Origin of the sequence: Arthrobacter sp. OV608, assembly GCA_900110595.1 — a bacterium.
Taxonomy (GTDB): domain Bacteria; phylum Actinomycetota; class Actinomycetes; order Actinomycetales; family Micrococcaceae; genus Arthrobacter.
In genome coordinates this window covers 1-15,019 of the sequence record FOEZ01000035.1, presented here as the reverse complement: position 1 = coordinate 15,019, position 15,019 = coordinate 1, and the positions used below count along the sequence as shown (strand labels likewise).

Below are 15,019 nucleotides of genomic sequence, written 5' to 3'. Positions count from 1 at the left end.
CAGAACGAACAACTGGACTCATATCCATTCCGCACGGGGACACCTGAGTACATCCTCAGTCTCACCCCGGCCGAGTGGCGAAGGAAGCGAAGCCGGTAGCCAAGAAAAGCCTGCCTGATCATAATTGCCGTCGTCACCACCCCGTCCGAACCGCCGGTGACGGACGCACCGAACCGTTGCGCAAATTTGTGGGGATCTGGCAAGCTTATCTGATGAATACGAAATCATGGGGAAGTCAGGGTCTTGAGGCCAGCGTCGAGGGACTCGGCGCAATGGGGATGTCCAGTGCTTACGGGGGGCGTGACGACGCGGAGTCGGCTGCGACCCTACACCGGGCGCTCGATCTCGGCGTCAGCCTAATCGATACCGCAGAGATGTACGGTCCGTTCGTCAATGAGCGGCTGATCGGTGAAACGATTGGCAGCCGCAGCGATGAGTACGCCCTTGCAACCAAGACAGGTTTTGAGATCAGCGATGACGGCGAGCGTGTCGGGCCGAACGGTTCGCCGGCATATCTGCGCAAGGCGCTCGAGCGCTCGCTGCGTAACCTCGGCCGCGAGACGATCGACCTGTACTACATCCACCGGGTTGATCCGAGCACGCCGATCGAGGAGACAATCGGCACGATGGGGGAGTTCGTCGAAGAGGGCAAAGTCCGCTACCTCGGGATCTCGGAGGCATCCCCAGAGACGATCCGACGCGCGCACGCAACGTATCCACTGACGGCTGTTCAGACCGAGTATTCGCTGTTCGAACGGGACCCTGAAGTCAACGGTGTCCTTGCCACGACCCGCGAGCTCGGCATCGAGTTCGTGGCGTACTCGCCGCTGGGCCGTGGTGTCCTGACCGGGGCGATATCCACGGCGGCCGACTTGGAGGAGGGCGATTTCCGTCGTGTCAGCCCGCGCTTTATCGGCGGCAACCTAGACGCCAACCTTAAGGTCGTCGAGAAGTTGCGCGCGATCGCCGCGCGGAAGGGCATCACGCCGGGACAGTTGGCTTTGGCCTGGGTGTTGCACCAGGAGGGTGTCGTCGCGATCCCCGGTACCAAGCGTCGTACGTACCTGGAGGAGAACGTGGCTGCGGCCGAAGTTGTGCTGACGGCCGACGACCTCTCGGTCCTCGACGAGATGTTCCCTGTCGGAGTAGCCGCAGGAGAACGGTATCCGGATTACGCCCTCAAGGGCCTGACGATCTAGTGTCCTGCGCCTGAAATCCGGTTCAGAAGTCGTCCGAGGGATTCGAGGATTTGTTCGGCGGTTTTTGTCCAGGTGAATGGCGTTGGGTGTTCGTTCCAGGTCTTCACCCAGGCCCGTCGAAAGCCCGGTCCGTTCGGCCATCCTCGCCCGGGACATGTGGTCGCGTTCTTCCGTGTCCATTCCAGTGTCGCGACCACCACGTCCTCGACCTCCTGGGCCGTGACCGTGGCCGGCCGGCCCGGCCTGGGCTCGTCGACCAGCCCGTCCGGACGCTGTTCCAGGAACCGGCGCCGCCATTTCGCCACGGTGTGCGGTTCCACGCCGCACCGCGCAGCGGCCGCCACGTCCGTCAGCCCTTCGGGCGCTGGCCAAAACGATCTTCGATCGCGTCGCCAGCGCCTGGGACGGTGTCCACTTTCTGGCGACCAGATCCGGGATCGAATGCACCCGAGTGTCACCGATCGGCGCTATCGGCCGGAATCGTTGCGGCGGGAATCCCTTCCAGTCCGCCATAGCGAACTCCTCGGGAGCCTCCAGCCGCGCCCCATAACTGAGGCGCCCAGCGGCCCAGCAGCTGCTCACCCACACCCAGCTAGCGGGCCACCGGAGCGACCGGCCTGCCCGTATCAATGACCAAGCGCGCAGCCTCCCGCCAATACTCCGGTGAATCCACGTCGAGTCGTACTCACAAGAACACCTGCCCGCAGAATCCCCAGATCCCGCTACTTCGGGTTTTCACCAACAGACGTCAAGACCAGTGGCAGGTCGTAGAAGTTAGTGCGTCCAAGCCGAAAGTGTGCATGAATTCGTTCCCAAGGTACCGTTTGACTTCGTATTCAATGCCCGCTATGGTTTCGATACGTGACGAGTGTCACCGTGAAATTTATTTAGAATGGGGCCTAGCCGCCTCGATGCTTACATTGACACGGACGTAGTCCCTGTCAACCTCAATCGACAACATCGTCAACGGAGTGGATGCCGACCATGAGAGTTAGCGCGGGTGTCTTCCATGCCGGTCCGGGGGCACGTGGATTTCATGTGAAAACCCCCGAAGGCGAAGTCACTGCGCGCGACACAAGGGCCCCAACCGGGACGCCAAGCCACGGTCGCCGGCATCCGATTCACCGAACTCGCCAACGGTTTCGCTGCCTGGAGGACCAGGGGACATTTGCTCTGCCCTGATCTTCGGTGACGCCAAACACCGCGTCGAAGACATCCTCCGCGCATCTTAACAGCAAACACCAATGAAACGAGGAAAAATTATGCCCAGGCCCCGAGCACCGCACGACGTCCTGACTCAGAAAGTGTCCCGATCACCCGTACCGGGTCAGAACATCTGCCCCGAAGAAGCACCAATTCCGCTTCAAGATTTTGCCATTGACGAATACTCTGCATCCCCTTGGATTGGCCTTCACTACCGGCATGAGTTCATGCTCCACCACAGGCACGAATTGCTCGAGCATCAAGATCTGAGAGGCTGACCCCAGAAGATAGTTCCAACCTCTCATGCCCATTGAGTTTAAGCCGAAGCTCCAAAACAGGCGGGGTGTGCGTATCCGCGGCCAGTACATCCCGTCCGAACGGCCAGGCTGAGACGGTCGATTCGGTGCATCGCATTGGCTGCTCTCACCATGGCCAGATGCGAGACCGCCCGAGAAGAGTTGCCGGCCATGCGCTATTTCTTGACCGCGCACTCTCACTCAGCAATCCGAGTCCGTTGGAGTGGCCTAGGAAGTAGTCCATGAGGAGGGTGGCATCGACTTTTCGGCCTCGGCGCGCGCATTGAGGTTTCGTTCACCAAGCAAACCGCGGTGCCCAGTATGTTCCACCGTCGTAGACAAGGAAACCAACCTGCGGCATAGCCAGTAGGGTCGTACTTTCGCCGTGCGTCTTCGTGAAGAGGTCAGCTACGGATTGTCGCTGATGTCACCGTATGCCTCGACGTCGAGGTCGAAGCCGAGATCGTTGCTATCTTCGCTGGCGTGAAGCACGATTGAGTACACCGACACGATCTACAAGAAGAGCAGACGGGCATCGGCGCTACGGGTAAATTGGCTCTTCACTATGGAGTTGTGGACCGGTTGGTCTGGCTTCTTGATGGCCGTGGCGGCCTCGGTTCGCTGGACGCAGGATTGGCTGGTAGACACTTCGTGTAATCGGAGGCAGGCTCGGCAGCTGAGTGTGTCGCCGCCGCGTTGCAGGAGCATGCGGTGGGGCCCAGGTCTTGTCGATTGCACTGCCGCGGGGCCACGGTCCGTTTCGATGCCCACCATCACCTGTTCAGGCCCATCGCGTTCGTCTAGATGATCGGCGATAAGCCGATGCAAAGCTTCGATTCCCTGCACACCTTCTGGTAGCCGGCCGCGGGTCAGTAGTCGGCCTTCCTGATTGATAAGAGCAACATCATGGTGGTCCTCGGCCCAGTCATCACCGACGAATAGCATCTGCACCCAACCCCTTCCAATGCCGTCTCGGTTTTCCCGAGCCGCCTTGGAGAAAGAACCAGGCGCGACCTAATGGATTAGTGCTCCATGGCACGACATCCCACCAGCGCTTTCGCCCTCCTCGCTCACCGGCAGGGGCACGATCTTGATCAAGGACTAAAGAACGGGGCATTCCGGCTCGTGTAGTGCTCACCTGCCAGCGGCTCAGATACCAGTCTGTCCCGTACGGGCCAGCCAGTACACTCCCATTTGGCTCGTGGTCCTGTTCCAGGTTGAATGCTAGACGCACTCATCCCAGCAGGGCCACGGGCCCTCTTGTGGCGCAGCCGCACGATGACGATGTGGTAGAGCCCCGAATTCGTTTGGCGATCACCGGCTCGGTTCAGCCGATGACGGTTCGTTTTACCCGATGACGCCGGCATCGGGCTCACACCGGTCAGTGCGGCGAATGCAGCTTCGCAACGGAGCCGTTCGGGGTTGTCTCCGGCGGTGATCAGCAGCTGGGCGATGGCGTCTGGTCCGCAGCCAAACACGCACATAAGGGCTGGGGCGTGGTCCTCCAACAGCCGCTTCAGGTGCCGGGTCAGGTCTTGGATTTGCTCGGTCAGATCCGGCCAACGCCGCGCGAGAAGACGCAGGCTGTAGGCCGTGGCCGCAGTGGCTGGCGTTTTCGTTAATCTCGACGTCGCCAGCACGGCCCATCGGCGGTCCAACCGGCACCCTCCACGCCGTCTGGAAAGTCAAGGAACAGCTCCGGGTCCCGCTCCGCACCGGCACGCATCCAGGATTCCTCCGGAGGACCGCGCACCATAATGCGCTGCCACCGCACCGGGCAGCAGTCCTGACGCCGATCGCAGCCAGGCAGGCAGCCGCCATGCCCCGCACGGCCGCCCCGGAGATGATGGGCGAAACTACTACGACGGGAGCCGCCGTCGTCTGGATTGCCTGCCGGGTGCCCGGGATTTTCAAGATGGTGCCGATGGACAGCACGGGATTTTACCGGGGCCAGGATGACGGCATCGGCACCGGAAATCTCTGCCAGGACCCCAGGCGCCGGAACGGCCTTAGAGAGCCCGGTCTGGCGGGCGAACCTGCGGCATTCCGATCCGGTGCACCGCCAGATCCTGGGCAACTCCGCCAATGGCGTCAGCTCGAGACCACAAGTTCTTTACGTGTTGAAGACGCGGTGCAGTTGAACCATGTAGTCCTCCCCTCTCACGGGGGTAGGGTCATTCAAAATTTCACGGTTCACCTGGATCATCAGGTCGCGTCGAAGGATAGACCGCGATTTGTCGGCTGCCGCAAGGGCCTCCGCGACCTTCTCCCTGGTAAAGTCCGTGCAGTAGACAGGAGTGCCAGGCTGCTGTCGCCACGATTCCTCGAGTTTGCCCGCGTCGAAGGCATCGAATCCTGTCTCCTCGACCAGCGACATGGTCAAGGCACGCTGAGCATCGCTGTCGCCGGCGACGGGAATTGCAATACGGTCTGGATGACCCGCCGGCGTTGCTTTGGAGTCGAACGAGCCAGTGTTGATGGCATTCCAGGCCTTGTTCACCTTGCGGCCGAACTGCTCGCTGACCCAGAGACTCTGCACCTGCCCCTCGTCGACCGCGGCGATGTTACCGTCGCGATGGGGGTAGTAGTTCGAGGTGTCGATGACCACTGCATCATCGGGAAGCCGCTCGATCAGCGGCCTGAGGTCAGGTATCCGCGCAAAGGGGACCGAGGTGATGAGGACTTCGACCCCGTCGACGACCTCGCCCGCCGTGACGGCCGTTGCACCGCTGCTCAACGCGTTGGCCGGCACCGTTTCGGGACCACGGGAGTTGGCGACCTTAACCTGGTGACCCGCCGCGGCGAGACGGTTTGCCAGGGTCGTGCCGATGTTGCCGGAACCGAGAATTCCTATACGCACTTTATTCTCCTTGCTAGTGATAAGTCTGATGAAGAAATGCCGATTACGACGCAGATCGACGCCGCAAAATGTTTTTGTAAAGAGTCAAGATCACCCGGAAGGTGAACTCGTCGCGCCACATAAGATATGAGCACCACTACGCGGGTCAGAAACCACCACTCGTCACAGAGGTCTCGGTGTTCACGAATGCGCCGATCTCCTCCAGCGCTTCCTGCCCTTCAGGCAGGAACGACGAAAACAGCGTCCAGACGTGCACCATGCCGTCGTACTCGCGGTATTCGACGTGCGCCCCTTCCCGCTCGAGCTTCTCCGCTAAATTGCGTGAGTCGTCCAGCAGGACCTCCGCGCCCCCCACGAGCAATAGGCAAGGCGGGAGCCAGCCGAGATCAGACAGCATCGGAAACGCCGCCGGGACCTCATCCGGTCCTCGCCCACCGAGGTATAGATTGGCAGCGCGTTGAATGCCATTGCGCGAGACGATCGGGTCGATGTTTGCGCGCTCTTCATAGCTGGGGTTGGTGACCGTCAGGTCGACGAGTGGCGACACGAGGACAATGCGGCCCGGGAGTGTCGCCCCTGTGCGGTGCAGATCCCACAGGGAGCTGATCACCAGCCCCCCGCCTGCAGAGTCTCCAATCGCGAAGCATGACTGGGCCCCAACTTCGTCGATCGCGGCGGCAAGGACGCTTCGCGCATCGTCGAGGGCCGCCGGGAACGGATGTTCCGGGGCCAGACGGTACTCCGCTACGAAGACCCGTGCGTCGGTTGCCCGTGACACCTCCGCAGCGTAGGCACGATAGCCCTTCGCCGATCCGATGATGTAGCCGCCTCCGTGGAGCATCACGCCGATCCGTCCGGTGGAGGCGCCAGCGGCCCGGACCCAATAACCGTCGATGCCTCCGTACGTGGCGGCGGTGATCGAGGCGTCCTCGGGTATGGGCAGCTGTGCAAGCACCGCCTCGTAGCCCTCGCGGCGGTCCTCCAGCGTTCCCCCACCGTTGGCCGGCAGCGCGTGATCCAGCATCGCCTTGGCCCGGTCGAGGGGAGTTGAAACTACCGGCTTGGTCTCTGCCATCATCGAACCCTTTCGTTGCGAGCCGCTTGTGCAACCAGATGACTGGGCAGCTCCTCCGGAATCTCCGCGTCCCGCGGAGCGGCGCCTGGAACGCGAACGCGCTGGCGACCGGCGAGGCTACTACCCAAAGCATCGTGGGACGAAAAGTACTCATAACGCAACTGCCGGCGCGCGAACAACCATCGGCCCTCGACCCAGCGATACTCGTCGTCGTAGCGAAATGCTGCGAGACACCGTTGCCCCTTGATCGCCACCTCTCCATGTCCCATCTGCACACCGACCGCAGTGTTCGCGCCCAACGCCAGGTCCACCACATGCGAATGAACGCTATGGACGGTCATGGAGTAGGCGCGCATGATCTGAGCGAAGAACTCATGCAACTCCTCGCGACCTGTGTGCACATGTCCGGCACGCAGGAAAGTGCCGTCCTGCGCGAACAAGTCGACAAGGGCGTTCAAGTCGTGGCTGTCCACAAGGATCGGATAGATCGCCCCCAGTTGCTGAATTGCCTGCACATCAGCCAACCGCTGCACGTGCAGTAGTTCCGACCCGGGCTCAATGCGGGGACTAACGTTGACGGTGTTGACGTCCAGCGTCATGGTGCGCCTCCTTATGGCGTTCTGTGCCTTCTGTGAGATCCCGGTCCTGGGAGTGCACCCGCGGATCGATGTGCACGAACGAGGACGTCTTGATCCACGAGATGTCTATTCGATTGTGCGTAGATGTTGGGGGCCGGTGTAAGTGACTTGGCTGCCGGGGACGTGACGCCATTTCTGGCCCTGGTCCTGCTCTTCGATGAAGTGGGCAGCAAGAGACAACGTCCGCGGAGCCATCAGGATCGGACGCGCCAAGCGTGGATCAAGGCCGAGGTCCAAGAGCAGCGCCGCGGAGACACCGTCGATGTTGGTCGCGATTCGCCGTCCCACGGCTGCTTCCAGCTCGGCCTCGATCGACTCGAGCAGAAGACAATAATCGCCGTAGACCCCATATTCATTGGCGATCCGAATCAGCAGAGGCGCTCTGGGGTCGACATCGTGGTGCGGGTGCCCGAATCCTTCAATTGGTTCGCGGGCGGCGCGCCGCTCCGTAACGATGCTTCGCGCCTTCGTCCGGATCTCGTCGCGGCGATCGACGCCGGTGCTCTGGACGCTGGCTATGGCTTCCCGAAGCCACCCGGCGATCTGTTCTCCGGCGCCGCCGTGGTGATCACCGATGGTGAGCATCCCAGCAGCGATTCCTACCTGGATTGGATTCCCGTACGAGGCCATCATTCGGGTGACTGTGGTGGTTGGTGAGATGCCGTGCTCCATCACTGAAACCATGATGGCCTCGAGGACGTGGGCCTGGCCCTTCGTTGGCCACCGGCCGCTGATGAGGAGGTATGCGAGTTCACCGAAGCTGCACTTGCCAATCATTGAGGTCAGCAGGCGGCCGCGAATGAGAACGTCGTCGTCACGCACTTCCGCTATGTTTGTTGACCAGTCGTCAGTTGTTGACGCCATGGGCGCCTTCCTCTCGTAGAGATAAATAGTTCGAACTATCGTGGTCGAGGGTGCTGGAGGGCAAGAGTCCTGACCGGGTCCTGATCCAGGACCAGTTAAAAACAAGTCGCCCCGATGAGCGTTCAATGGCTTAGCACGGGACCAACTGCACTGTAAAGACACCGTGGAATCGCATCCATAAATGGGATGGTATCGTATCCAGCCGGGGAAATCGAGGGATTAGCGGCGCTGATGGAGCGCATTGACATGAGGGCACATGGTTGTGCGTGAAGTTCTACCCTGGAAACGAGGGGAGCGTCTGCGGAAATCATCGACCGGGAATCCTGCGGCTATTCACAGTCAAGTTCACAGCCAGCCTGGAGCTTGATGGTCACCATCTTGGTGGGCATTCCCAAGAGCAATTATTAGGTGTACTATGCAATCAATATAACCGCCATGGGATCATCCCAAAGTGCAGCACCATCCCTTCGCCCAAGGCGAGGCCACTAGTCCATCAAGGCAGCTACCTAGGAACTTATCAACGATGATTGAGCGCACACTTTACGATGATGACCATAAGGCCTTCCGCAGCTCGGTCGCCGAATTCATTCGGCGCTCCGTTACCCCTTACGTCGACGAGCATGCCTCGAGCAAGCGAATTCCAAGGGAAGTCTGGGAGGAAGCTGGCAAGCACGGCTTCCTTGGGCTTGAGGTTCCTGAGGAGTATGGCGGAAGCGAAGCTGGTGACTACCGATTCAATGCGGTACTGCTCGAAGAGCTAGCCAAAGTAAACCTCGCCCTCGCATCGTCGCTGAGCATTCACTTCGATGTGGTGGCACCGTATCTGGTAAAGCTCTCGACGCCCGAGCAACGTCAACGCTGGTTGCCCGGGTTCTGCGACGGGTCCATTGTGACGGCAATCGGCATGACAGAGCCTTCCGCCGGTTCCGATCTAGCCGCCCTCCGAACCTCTGCCGTAAAGCACCCGAACGGTGGCTGGATTCTCAACGGATCCAAGATCTTCATTACCAACGGAGGCTCTGCGGACCTTATCATCGTGGCCGCACGCACGACTCCAGATAGCCGCGGGAAGGGAATTTCTCTCTTCGCTGTGGAAGCATCGATGCCAGGCTTCAGCCGCGGAACGCCACTCGATAAGGTGGGCCAACCGGAGGCCGACACCGCCGAGCTCTACTTCGACAACATCCACCTTACTGAGAGCCACCTGATCGGAACCCTCGACAGCGGATTCGGCCACATGATGGAACTGCTTCCACAGGAGCGCATTGGCGCCGCCGTGACTAATCTCGCCCACGCCCGGCAGATCCTCGACGAGACGATTGAGTATGCACGCGATCGCCACGCCTTCGGCCAGGCGATTGGTTCGTTCCAGCACAACAAATTCCTGCTTGCGGAACTCGTGACAAAGACTGAGGTGACCCAGGCATACGTCGACCAGTGCGTCGCTGCGCAAGTCCGCGGAGAGCTCTCCGCCGTCGATGCCGCCAAAGCAAAATGGTGGGCCGCGGACATACAGAATAACGTTCTTGACCACTGCGTCCAGCTATACGGCGGCTATGGATTTATGAATGAATACCGCGTCGCCCGCGCCTGGAAAGATGCCCGCGTCACCAAGATCTGGGCCGGGTCGAACGAGATCATGAAGAACATCATCGGACGCGACCTCGGCTTCTAGAGCACGTTTTGCCTGAGTGCCGCCTGAGGCAATTGTGACCACGAGCCTTGGTCATACTTCGAGGCTGAATAACCTCTTCAAGGTCGCCTTCTGCAACGGTAACACCGGGAATGTTCTCTACAGGAGCCCGTTTGCGCCTCGTCTCTTTGCAGGCAGCGGCCTGCCGACCACCGTGGGGATCTGCACGTATCAAAGGAGTAGCCAGTGAAAATTGTTGTACTGATTAAGCAGGTGCCCGACACCTATGGGGAGCGTACCCTGCTGGCTGACGGCCGGGTTGATCGCGAGCAAAGCGGCGCGGTTATCGATGAGATCAGCGAGCGAGCAATTGAGGTCGCGCTGCAGCGGAAGGATGTCGATAAGACGACAGAAGTAATAGTCCTGTCGATGGGTCCGGAATCGGCGACAGCGTCCGTTCGGAAAGCACTTTCGATGGGAGCCGATTCCGGAGTGCACGTTCTCGACGACGAGTTGGTGGGGGCGGATGCTGTACGGTCCGCCCTGGTCATCGCAAGGGCGGTGGAACGAGTAGGCGGTGTTGATCTGGTCCTGGCGGGAGATGCATCGACCGATGGCCGGGGTGGTGTTATCCCCGCCATGGTCGCGGAGCACCTGGGCCTGTCGTATCTGGCCTCGCTTAACGGACTCCAGGTGGGCAACGAGGTGACAGGAACACAGGCGACCGAGTCGGGGACGCGCGATGTACGGGCGGCACTTCCGGCCGTCGTGTCCATCACCGAGAGCGCAGACGAGGCGCGTTTCCCCGGCTTCAAGGGAATTATGTCGGCCAAACGCAAGAAGATCGATGTGGTCTCGCTATCTGACCTCGGGATCGATCCTTCTTTCCCCGGCCTGGCCCGCTCGATCGTCCTTTCCACGGCCGCTCGCCCCGCCCGCAAGGCCGGCACGAAATTCCATGACGAGGGCGATGGAGCCGACAAGCTCATCGAATTCCTCGTTGCCGAGCGACTACTTTGAGCCGCTAAGAGATTTGGAGAAAATCACGATGTCAAACGTTCTTGCTTTCATCGAGGTCTCCCCCGTGGGCCTGATCCGTCGGTCGTCGGAGATGTTGATCGGTGCTGCCGCCTCCATAGGTACGCCCATTGCGGTTGCAGCGGTCGCGCCCGGGCAAGGCGCCGCAGTGTCCTCGCGTCTGAGCGAGTTGGGTGCAGCGCGGGTATACATCGCCGAGACTGGTGCCGCGACAACCACTGTCGCAGCCGCCCAGCTTGCCGCGCTTCAGGCTGCCGTTGCCGAGTACTCCCCAACTGCGGTGCTGACCGCGAATACTCTGGACGGGGCTGAGGTCGCGGGTCGACTGGCGGTCCGCACCGGCGGAGCGCTGCTGCTCGACGTCGTCGGCGTGCACGCAGACGGTGACAGGGTTGTCGGGTCTCATTCAGTATTCGGGGGTGCCTACAACACCGACGCTACGGTCACTGGAGGCCTGACTATTGCGACGGTAAGGCTCGGTGCGATCGAAGATGTCGTGCCCGGGGCAGCCACCGAGATCAGCACTGTCCCCATGGAGGTCGACGCATCGAAGTCAACCGTCATCACTGCTGTGAATGACGAGACGATCGTGTCGACCCGCCCCGGACTGCAGGGGGCAACCACTGTCGTGTCAGGTGGCCGCGGTGTCGGCTCAAAGGAGAATTTTTCGATCGTCGAAGACCTCGCCGACGTGCTTGGCGCTGCCGTAGGTGCATCGCGGGCCGCGGTGGACGCGGGGTATGTGCCGCATTCATACCAGGTAGGACAGACCGGCAGCACGGTGTCGCCGCAGCTCTATATCGCGCTCGGAATCTCGGGTGCGATTCAGCACCGGGCCGGAATGCAGACTGCCAAGACGATCGTCGCTATCAACAAGGACAGTGACTCGCCCATCTTCGACATCGCTGACTTCGGCATCGTCGGAGATCTCTTCGAAGTAGTACCGAAGCTAGTCGAGGGAATCAAGGCGCGGCAGAAATGACTAGCAGCACTGTGAAGAAGAAGGGCCAGCGCAGCCGCTGGTTCACGCTTGTGTGGGTGATCCCCGTTGTGCTGGTCCTGCTCACCGCGGTCGTGTTCGGGGCGCAGTGGCTCCGCACCCTGTCCGGAGTCCAGTCATTCGTGACCAATTATCCCGGCCACGTCCAACCGCCCGTCGGCACACCCGAGGGCTTCCCCGAGTGGTTGCGGTGGAGCCACTTCTTCAACATGCTTCTGATCCTGATGATTATCCGCAGCGGTTGGAACGTACGCACCACCCAGCGACCCCCCGCCTACTGGACCCGAAACAATCGGGGGCTCATCCGCACCAAAGGCAAGCCGAACAAGGTGAGTCTCGACCTGTGGCTGCATCTGACCCTTAATGTGCTGTGGGTCGTTACAGGGATCGCTTTCTACGTCCTACTGTTCTCGACGGGCCAGTGGCAGCGATTGGTGCCAACCTCATGGGAGCATATTCCCAACGCACTGTCGGCCGCGCTGCAGTATGCATCTCTCGACTGGCCGCTCGAAAATGCCTGGGTGTCCTACAACAGCCTACAAATGATCACGTACTTCGTGACTGTTTTTGTCGCCGCCCCGCTTTCAATCATCACTGGCATCCGCATGTCGGGCGCGTGGCCTAAGGACGCCAAAATCAACAAGGTCTACCGCGTCGAGACAGCTCGGGCGATCCACTTCCCGGTGATGCTCTACTTCGTGCTGTTCATCATCGGCCACGTGACCCTCGTGTTCGCGACCGGCGCATTGCGCAATCTCAATCACATATTCGCCGGACGGAACGACGAGAGTTGGGTCGGCTTCTGGTTCTTCGCCGGAGCCCTCGTGCTCATGGCGGTGCTGTGGGTATCCGCCCAACCCATCCTTCTGCGGCCAATCGCATCGCTGACAGGATCTGTAACCAAAAAATGACTATGGCGATACAGCATGTCAGACCAAAGAAACCGTCGACGGGAGGCTCGATGAAGGCTGGATTACGGATTGCCCGAGATCACAGCGTCATCGATGTGGTCATCGATTGGCGGGACAGAATTGCCCTCCGTCTATCCCCAACCGTTACGCTAGCGACCCAAAAAAGGGATTTGATCGAAGTGAGCTCCCTTTCTGGCGCCCGAGAGGGAATCAGTTGCACTGCCCAGCTTGAAGGCATAGTTGAGCATGGTGATGCCCGCGGTTGCGAACTCGGCTATCCCACAGCCAACATCTCTGTGCAAGACAAGGAGTGTATCGTCGGCTGTCCAAGTTGAGCCGACGGACCATCAGCGGTCGCCAGCATTAAATGACTCTGACAGATTGCGAGGAGCTCCAAAGGCCGCGATGAAGCCCGCCTCCCGAAATACAGCGCCAGGGCAACTGACTGAGCGTCAACTCCCACTGCACCAGGTTGTTGGCGTTTCGTGACACCGAGGCCAACACAATCTGACGGATGGGATCGATGTGTAGAGATGCGCGCTCGATATTCTATTCATATGTTGTGCATCGGACTGCTTGGTTCGACCCGTTAAGGCTAGGGCCATGACAAGTTTGGAAACGAGGAAGGGCACTTATGGCAACCACGGCATCGGTCGGCGATATGGTTGAGCTTAATCCAAATCAGCGCGTGATTGATGAGGCCTTGGGTTCTATCATTCGCTGGTCCCTCTATGAGTTCCACGTACGGTTAGTTGAGAGGTCGGGCGTCTCGATAGATCGCTCCATAATCTCGATCCTCACTCGATTGTCAGCCGCTGGGACGCTCCGAATCTCTGATCTCGCAGATCGCCTTGGGCTCGACAGGTCCACTCTCAGCCGGCAAGTAGCGGCAGCGGTGGCAGCTGGTTACGTCAGTAGAACAACCGATGAATCGGACTCTCGTGCATATCTTGTGTCGATGACGGATGAAGGTAAGGCAGCTTACCGGGCGGTACGTCGGGCCAGGACGCGCCTCATGATGGAATTGACTCGCCAAATGAGCTCGTCAGAAGTGGACCAAGTCTCCAATGCACTTCCGATATTGGTGCGCGCAATCAATAACTTGTCCGCCTCTGCGGGTTCCGAGCCATAAGCCGTCGTTTGGGATGGCAGCGTTTTGGCCGGGCACGCGTGGAGTTGAGGCAGTACTTCCAGTCCGCAGGTCCCGCACGGCGGCCGTGGACAGCATTCCTTTTTCGGATGCCTCAGGGAGAACTGGCCCCTGACCGGCGTTTGCGCAACTGGTCGGAACGTAGCCTGCGGCAATGCGGGTGCGTACGCCGTTGACCATTGAACGATCAGTCGCCCTCCAGCCTTCGCCGGTGCGGCGAAGAAGTGTGCGCGCCCTAGATCCTCTTGACGAAAAGATCGACGCTGATTTCTGCCATGCGTTCTATCGGCTGCTGCACTGTGGTCGGATCATGAGCAGCCCAGCCGGACATCGTGATCCCGTTGTACCCGACGACCCACAACTCTTCAGATAATTGAATCCCCTTCGAGCGGCGTCAAGGACGCCGCATGCGATGAGCCCTTCTTTGAATACGTGATGATGCCCTCGCAGGAGGCACGCGCAAAGCCGTCGTCACGGACTCGCGACGCAACAGTCAGCAACCGGTCCAGGTTATCGCCTCGAGCTATGTTCCAGCGTCTGGCGACCTGTTCGATGGGCAACGCGTCCGCGGCTGCTGCCCGGGCCGCGGGGTGCCTCAAGGCCGGCTTTCTGCTCCGGGCTCAGTGACAGCGGCGCCCAGAAGCGGTTTTTTCCAGTGCCATGGCGTAGTCCGTATCGAAGGAGAGCTTGATCCCAATCATCTTCTCTGTCCCGGCCAGATCCCGTCCGGCCGCCGCGGCGCCTTCGAATACCGCCAGCAACAGCTTCACGGTATATAAAGGTCCATGCCAGCGGTTGAATCGGGAGAATCACCGCGACGCGGAACGCGCGAGTAAATATCGTCTTCCGTACCCACAGATCCACACCATCGCGCGCAAGCGCACGTATTGTCCACCATGCCCTTGGTATCGAATTCAGTCAGATGGTATCGTATTCAAGAACGTCCCGCAGCGGCTATCGTCAGGAAGGGCCGCGCGGTTTGGTTCGACCAGGTGGCGACGATGGGGCGGTTTTCATGGAGGGGGGCAATGCGGTGGCTCGGCTGCTCGATCTCCGGGGTCCAGGAAGCGGTGGTCACCGGATGGTGCAGACCGGAAGAAGTGAGGGGTGTTGTGAGGAGAAGAATGAGCACGATTAACCGATCCTTTGGCG

14 protein-coding genes and 3 pseudogenes are annotated in these 15,019 nt (G+C 60.3%); 7 read left to right on the top strand and 10 right to left on the bottom strand.

The features are described 5' to 3' along the window. The first annotated feature begins 212 nt into the window (after positions 1–212). Positions 213–1,199 carry an aldo/keto reductase gene (locus BMX78_RS21935; RefSeq protein ID WP_091424549.1) on the top strand — a complete coding sequence of 329 codons (987 nt, stop codon included), beginning with the start codon at positions 213–215 and terminating at the stop codon, positions 1,197–1,199. On the opposite strand, the gene BMX78_RS21930 is transcribed toward BMX78_RS21935, so the two are convergent. The 8 genes and pseudogenes from BMX78_RS21930 to BMX78_RS21890 form a co-directional block, all read right to left on the bottom strand. Continuing rightward, positions 1,196–1,657 (bottom strand): helix-turn-helix domain-containing protein, encoded by a 462-nt coding sequence (locus BMX78_RS21930; protein WP_091424547.1) that lies wholly within the window; start codon positions 1,655–1,657, stop codon positions 1,196–1,198. The two genes, BMX78_RS21935 and BMX78_RS21930, sit on opposite strands and share 4 nt — an antisense overlap. A 1,788-nt stretch (positions 1,658–3,445) precedes the next feature. Next, a pseudogene (locus BMX78_RS23795) lies at positions 3,446–3,643 on the bottom strand (IS110 family transposase); the annotation flags it as partial. A 320-nt stretch (positions 3,644–3,963) separates the two neighbouring features. Beyond that, positions 3,964–4,341: pseudogene (locus BMX78_RS23890) on the bottom strand (transposase); the annotation flags it as partial. 202 nt (positions 4,342–4,543) lie between these two features. Further along, a pseudogene (locus tag BMX78_RS23790) lies at positions 4,544–4,633 on the bottom strand (hypothetical protein); the annotation flags it as partial. A 178-nt stretch (positions 4,634–4,811) separates the two neighbouring features. Continuing rightward, positions 4,812–5,558: an NADPH-dependent F420 reductase gene (locus tag BMX78_RS21905; RefSeq protein WP_091424542.1), complete on the bottom strand. Its 747-nt coding sequence runs from the start codon at positions 5,556–5,558 to the stop codon at positions 4,812–4,814. Positions 5,559–5,703: 145 nt separating this feature from the next. After that, a complete protein-coding gene (locus tag BMX78_RS21900) occupies positions 5,704–6,633 on the bottom strand; it encodes an alpha/beta hydrolase (protein ID WP_211482611.1) in 930 nt (309 codons plus the stop codon). Continuing rightward, the gene (locus BMX78_RS21895; RefSeq protein ID WP_091424533.1) at positions 6,633–7,232 is read right to left on the bottom strand and encodes a nuclear transport factor 2 family protein; all 600 of its coding nucleotides are present in this window, start codon (positions 7,230–7,232) and stop codon (positions 6,633–6,635) included. Before BMX78_RS21895 ends, BMX78_RS21900 begins: the two co-directional genes overlap by 1 nt. Before the next feature lie 105 nt (positions 7,233–7,337). After that, complete coding sequence (locus tag BMX78_RS21890; RefSeq protein WP_091424530.1) at positions 7,338–8,135, bottom strand: citrate/2-methylcitrate synthase; 798 nt, start codon at positions 8,133–8,135, stop codon at positions 7,338–7,340. A gap of 523 nt (positions 8,136–8,658) precedes the next feature. Between BMX78_RS21890 and BMX78_RS21885 the strand changes: the two genes are divergently transcribed. The 6 genes from BMX78_RS21885 (at position 8,659) to BMX78_RS23785 (ending at position 13,849) form a co-directional block, all read left to right on the top strand. Beyond that, positions 8,659–9,810 (top strand): acyl-CoA dehydrogenase family protein, encoded by a 1,152-nt coding sequence (locus tag BMX78_RS21885; RefSeq protein WP_353615459.1) that lies wholly within the window; start codon positions 8,659–8,661, stop codon positions 9,808–9,810. Between the two features lie 204 nt (positions 9,811–10,014). Beyond that, positions 10,015–10,788, top strand: coding sequence for an electron transfer flavoprotein subunit beta/FixA family protein (locus BMX78_RS21880; RefSeq protein ID WP_091424527.1), 774 nt, complete (start codon positions 10,015–10,017; stop codon positions 10,786–10,788). Next, on the top strand, positions 10,769–11,788 hold the full coding sequence (locus BMX78_RS21875) for an electron transfer flavoprotein subunit alpha/FixB family protein (RefSeq protein ID WP_353615458.1): 1,020 nt from the start codon (positions 10,769–10,771) through the stop codon (positions 11,786–11,788). Before BMX78_RS21880 ends, BMX78_RS21875 begins: the two co-directional genes overlap by 20 nt. Then, entirely contained in the window at positions 11,785–12,717 is a 933-nt protein-coding gene (locus tag BMX78_RS21870; RefSeq protein WP_091424523.1) for a cytochrome b/b6 domain-containing protein, read from the top strand. The genes BMX78_RS21875 and BMX78_RS21870 overlap by 4 nt, the downstream gene beginning before the upstream one ends. Beyond that, a complete protein-coding gene (locus BMX78_RS21865) occupies positions 12,714–13,052 on the top strand; it encodes a riboflavin kinase (RefSeq protein ID WP_091424521.1) in 339 nt (112 codons plus the stop codon). Before BMX78_RS21870 ends, BMX78_RS21865 begins: the two co-directional genes overlap by 4 nt. A gap of 299 nt (positions 13,053–13,351) precedes the next feature. After that, a complete protein-coding gene (locus BMX78_RS23785; RefSeq protein ID WP_091424519.1) occupies positions 13,352–13,849 on the top strand; it encodes a MarR family winged helix-turn-helix transcriptional regulator in 498 nt (165 codons plus the stop codon). Between the two features lie 638 nt (positions 13,850–14,487). Here BMX78_RS23785 and BMX78_RS23300 read toward each other — a convergent pair. After that, positions 14,488–14,637, bottom strand: a complete 150-nt coding sequence (locus BMX78_RS23300) for a hypothetical protein (RefSeq protein WP_211482610.1) — start codon at positions 14,635–14,637, stop codon at positions 14,488–14,490. A gap of 164 nt (positions 14,638–14,801) precedes the next feature. Then, the coding region (locus BMX78_RS22920; RefSeq protein WP_211482609.1) for a hypothetical protein at positions 14,802–15,019 on the bottom strand (218 nt) is incomplete at its 5' end.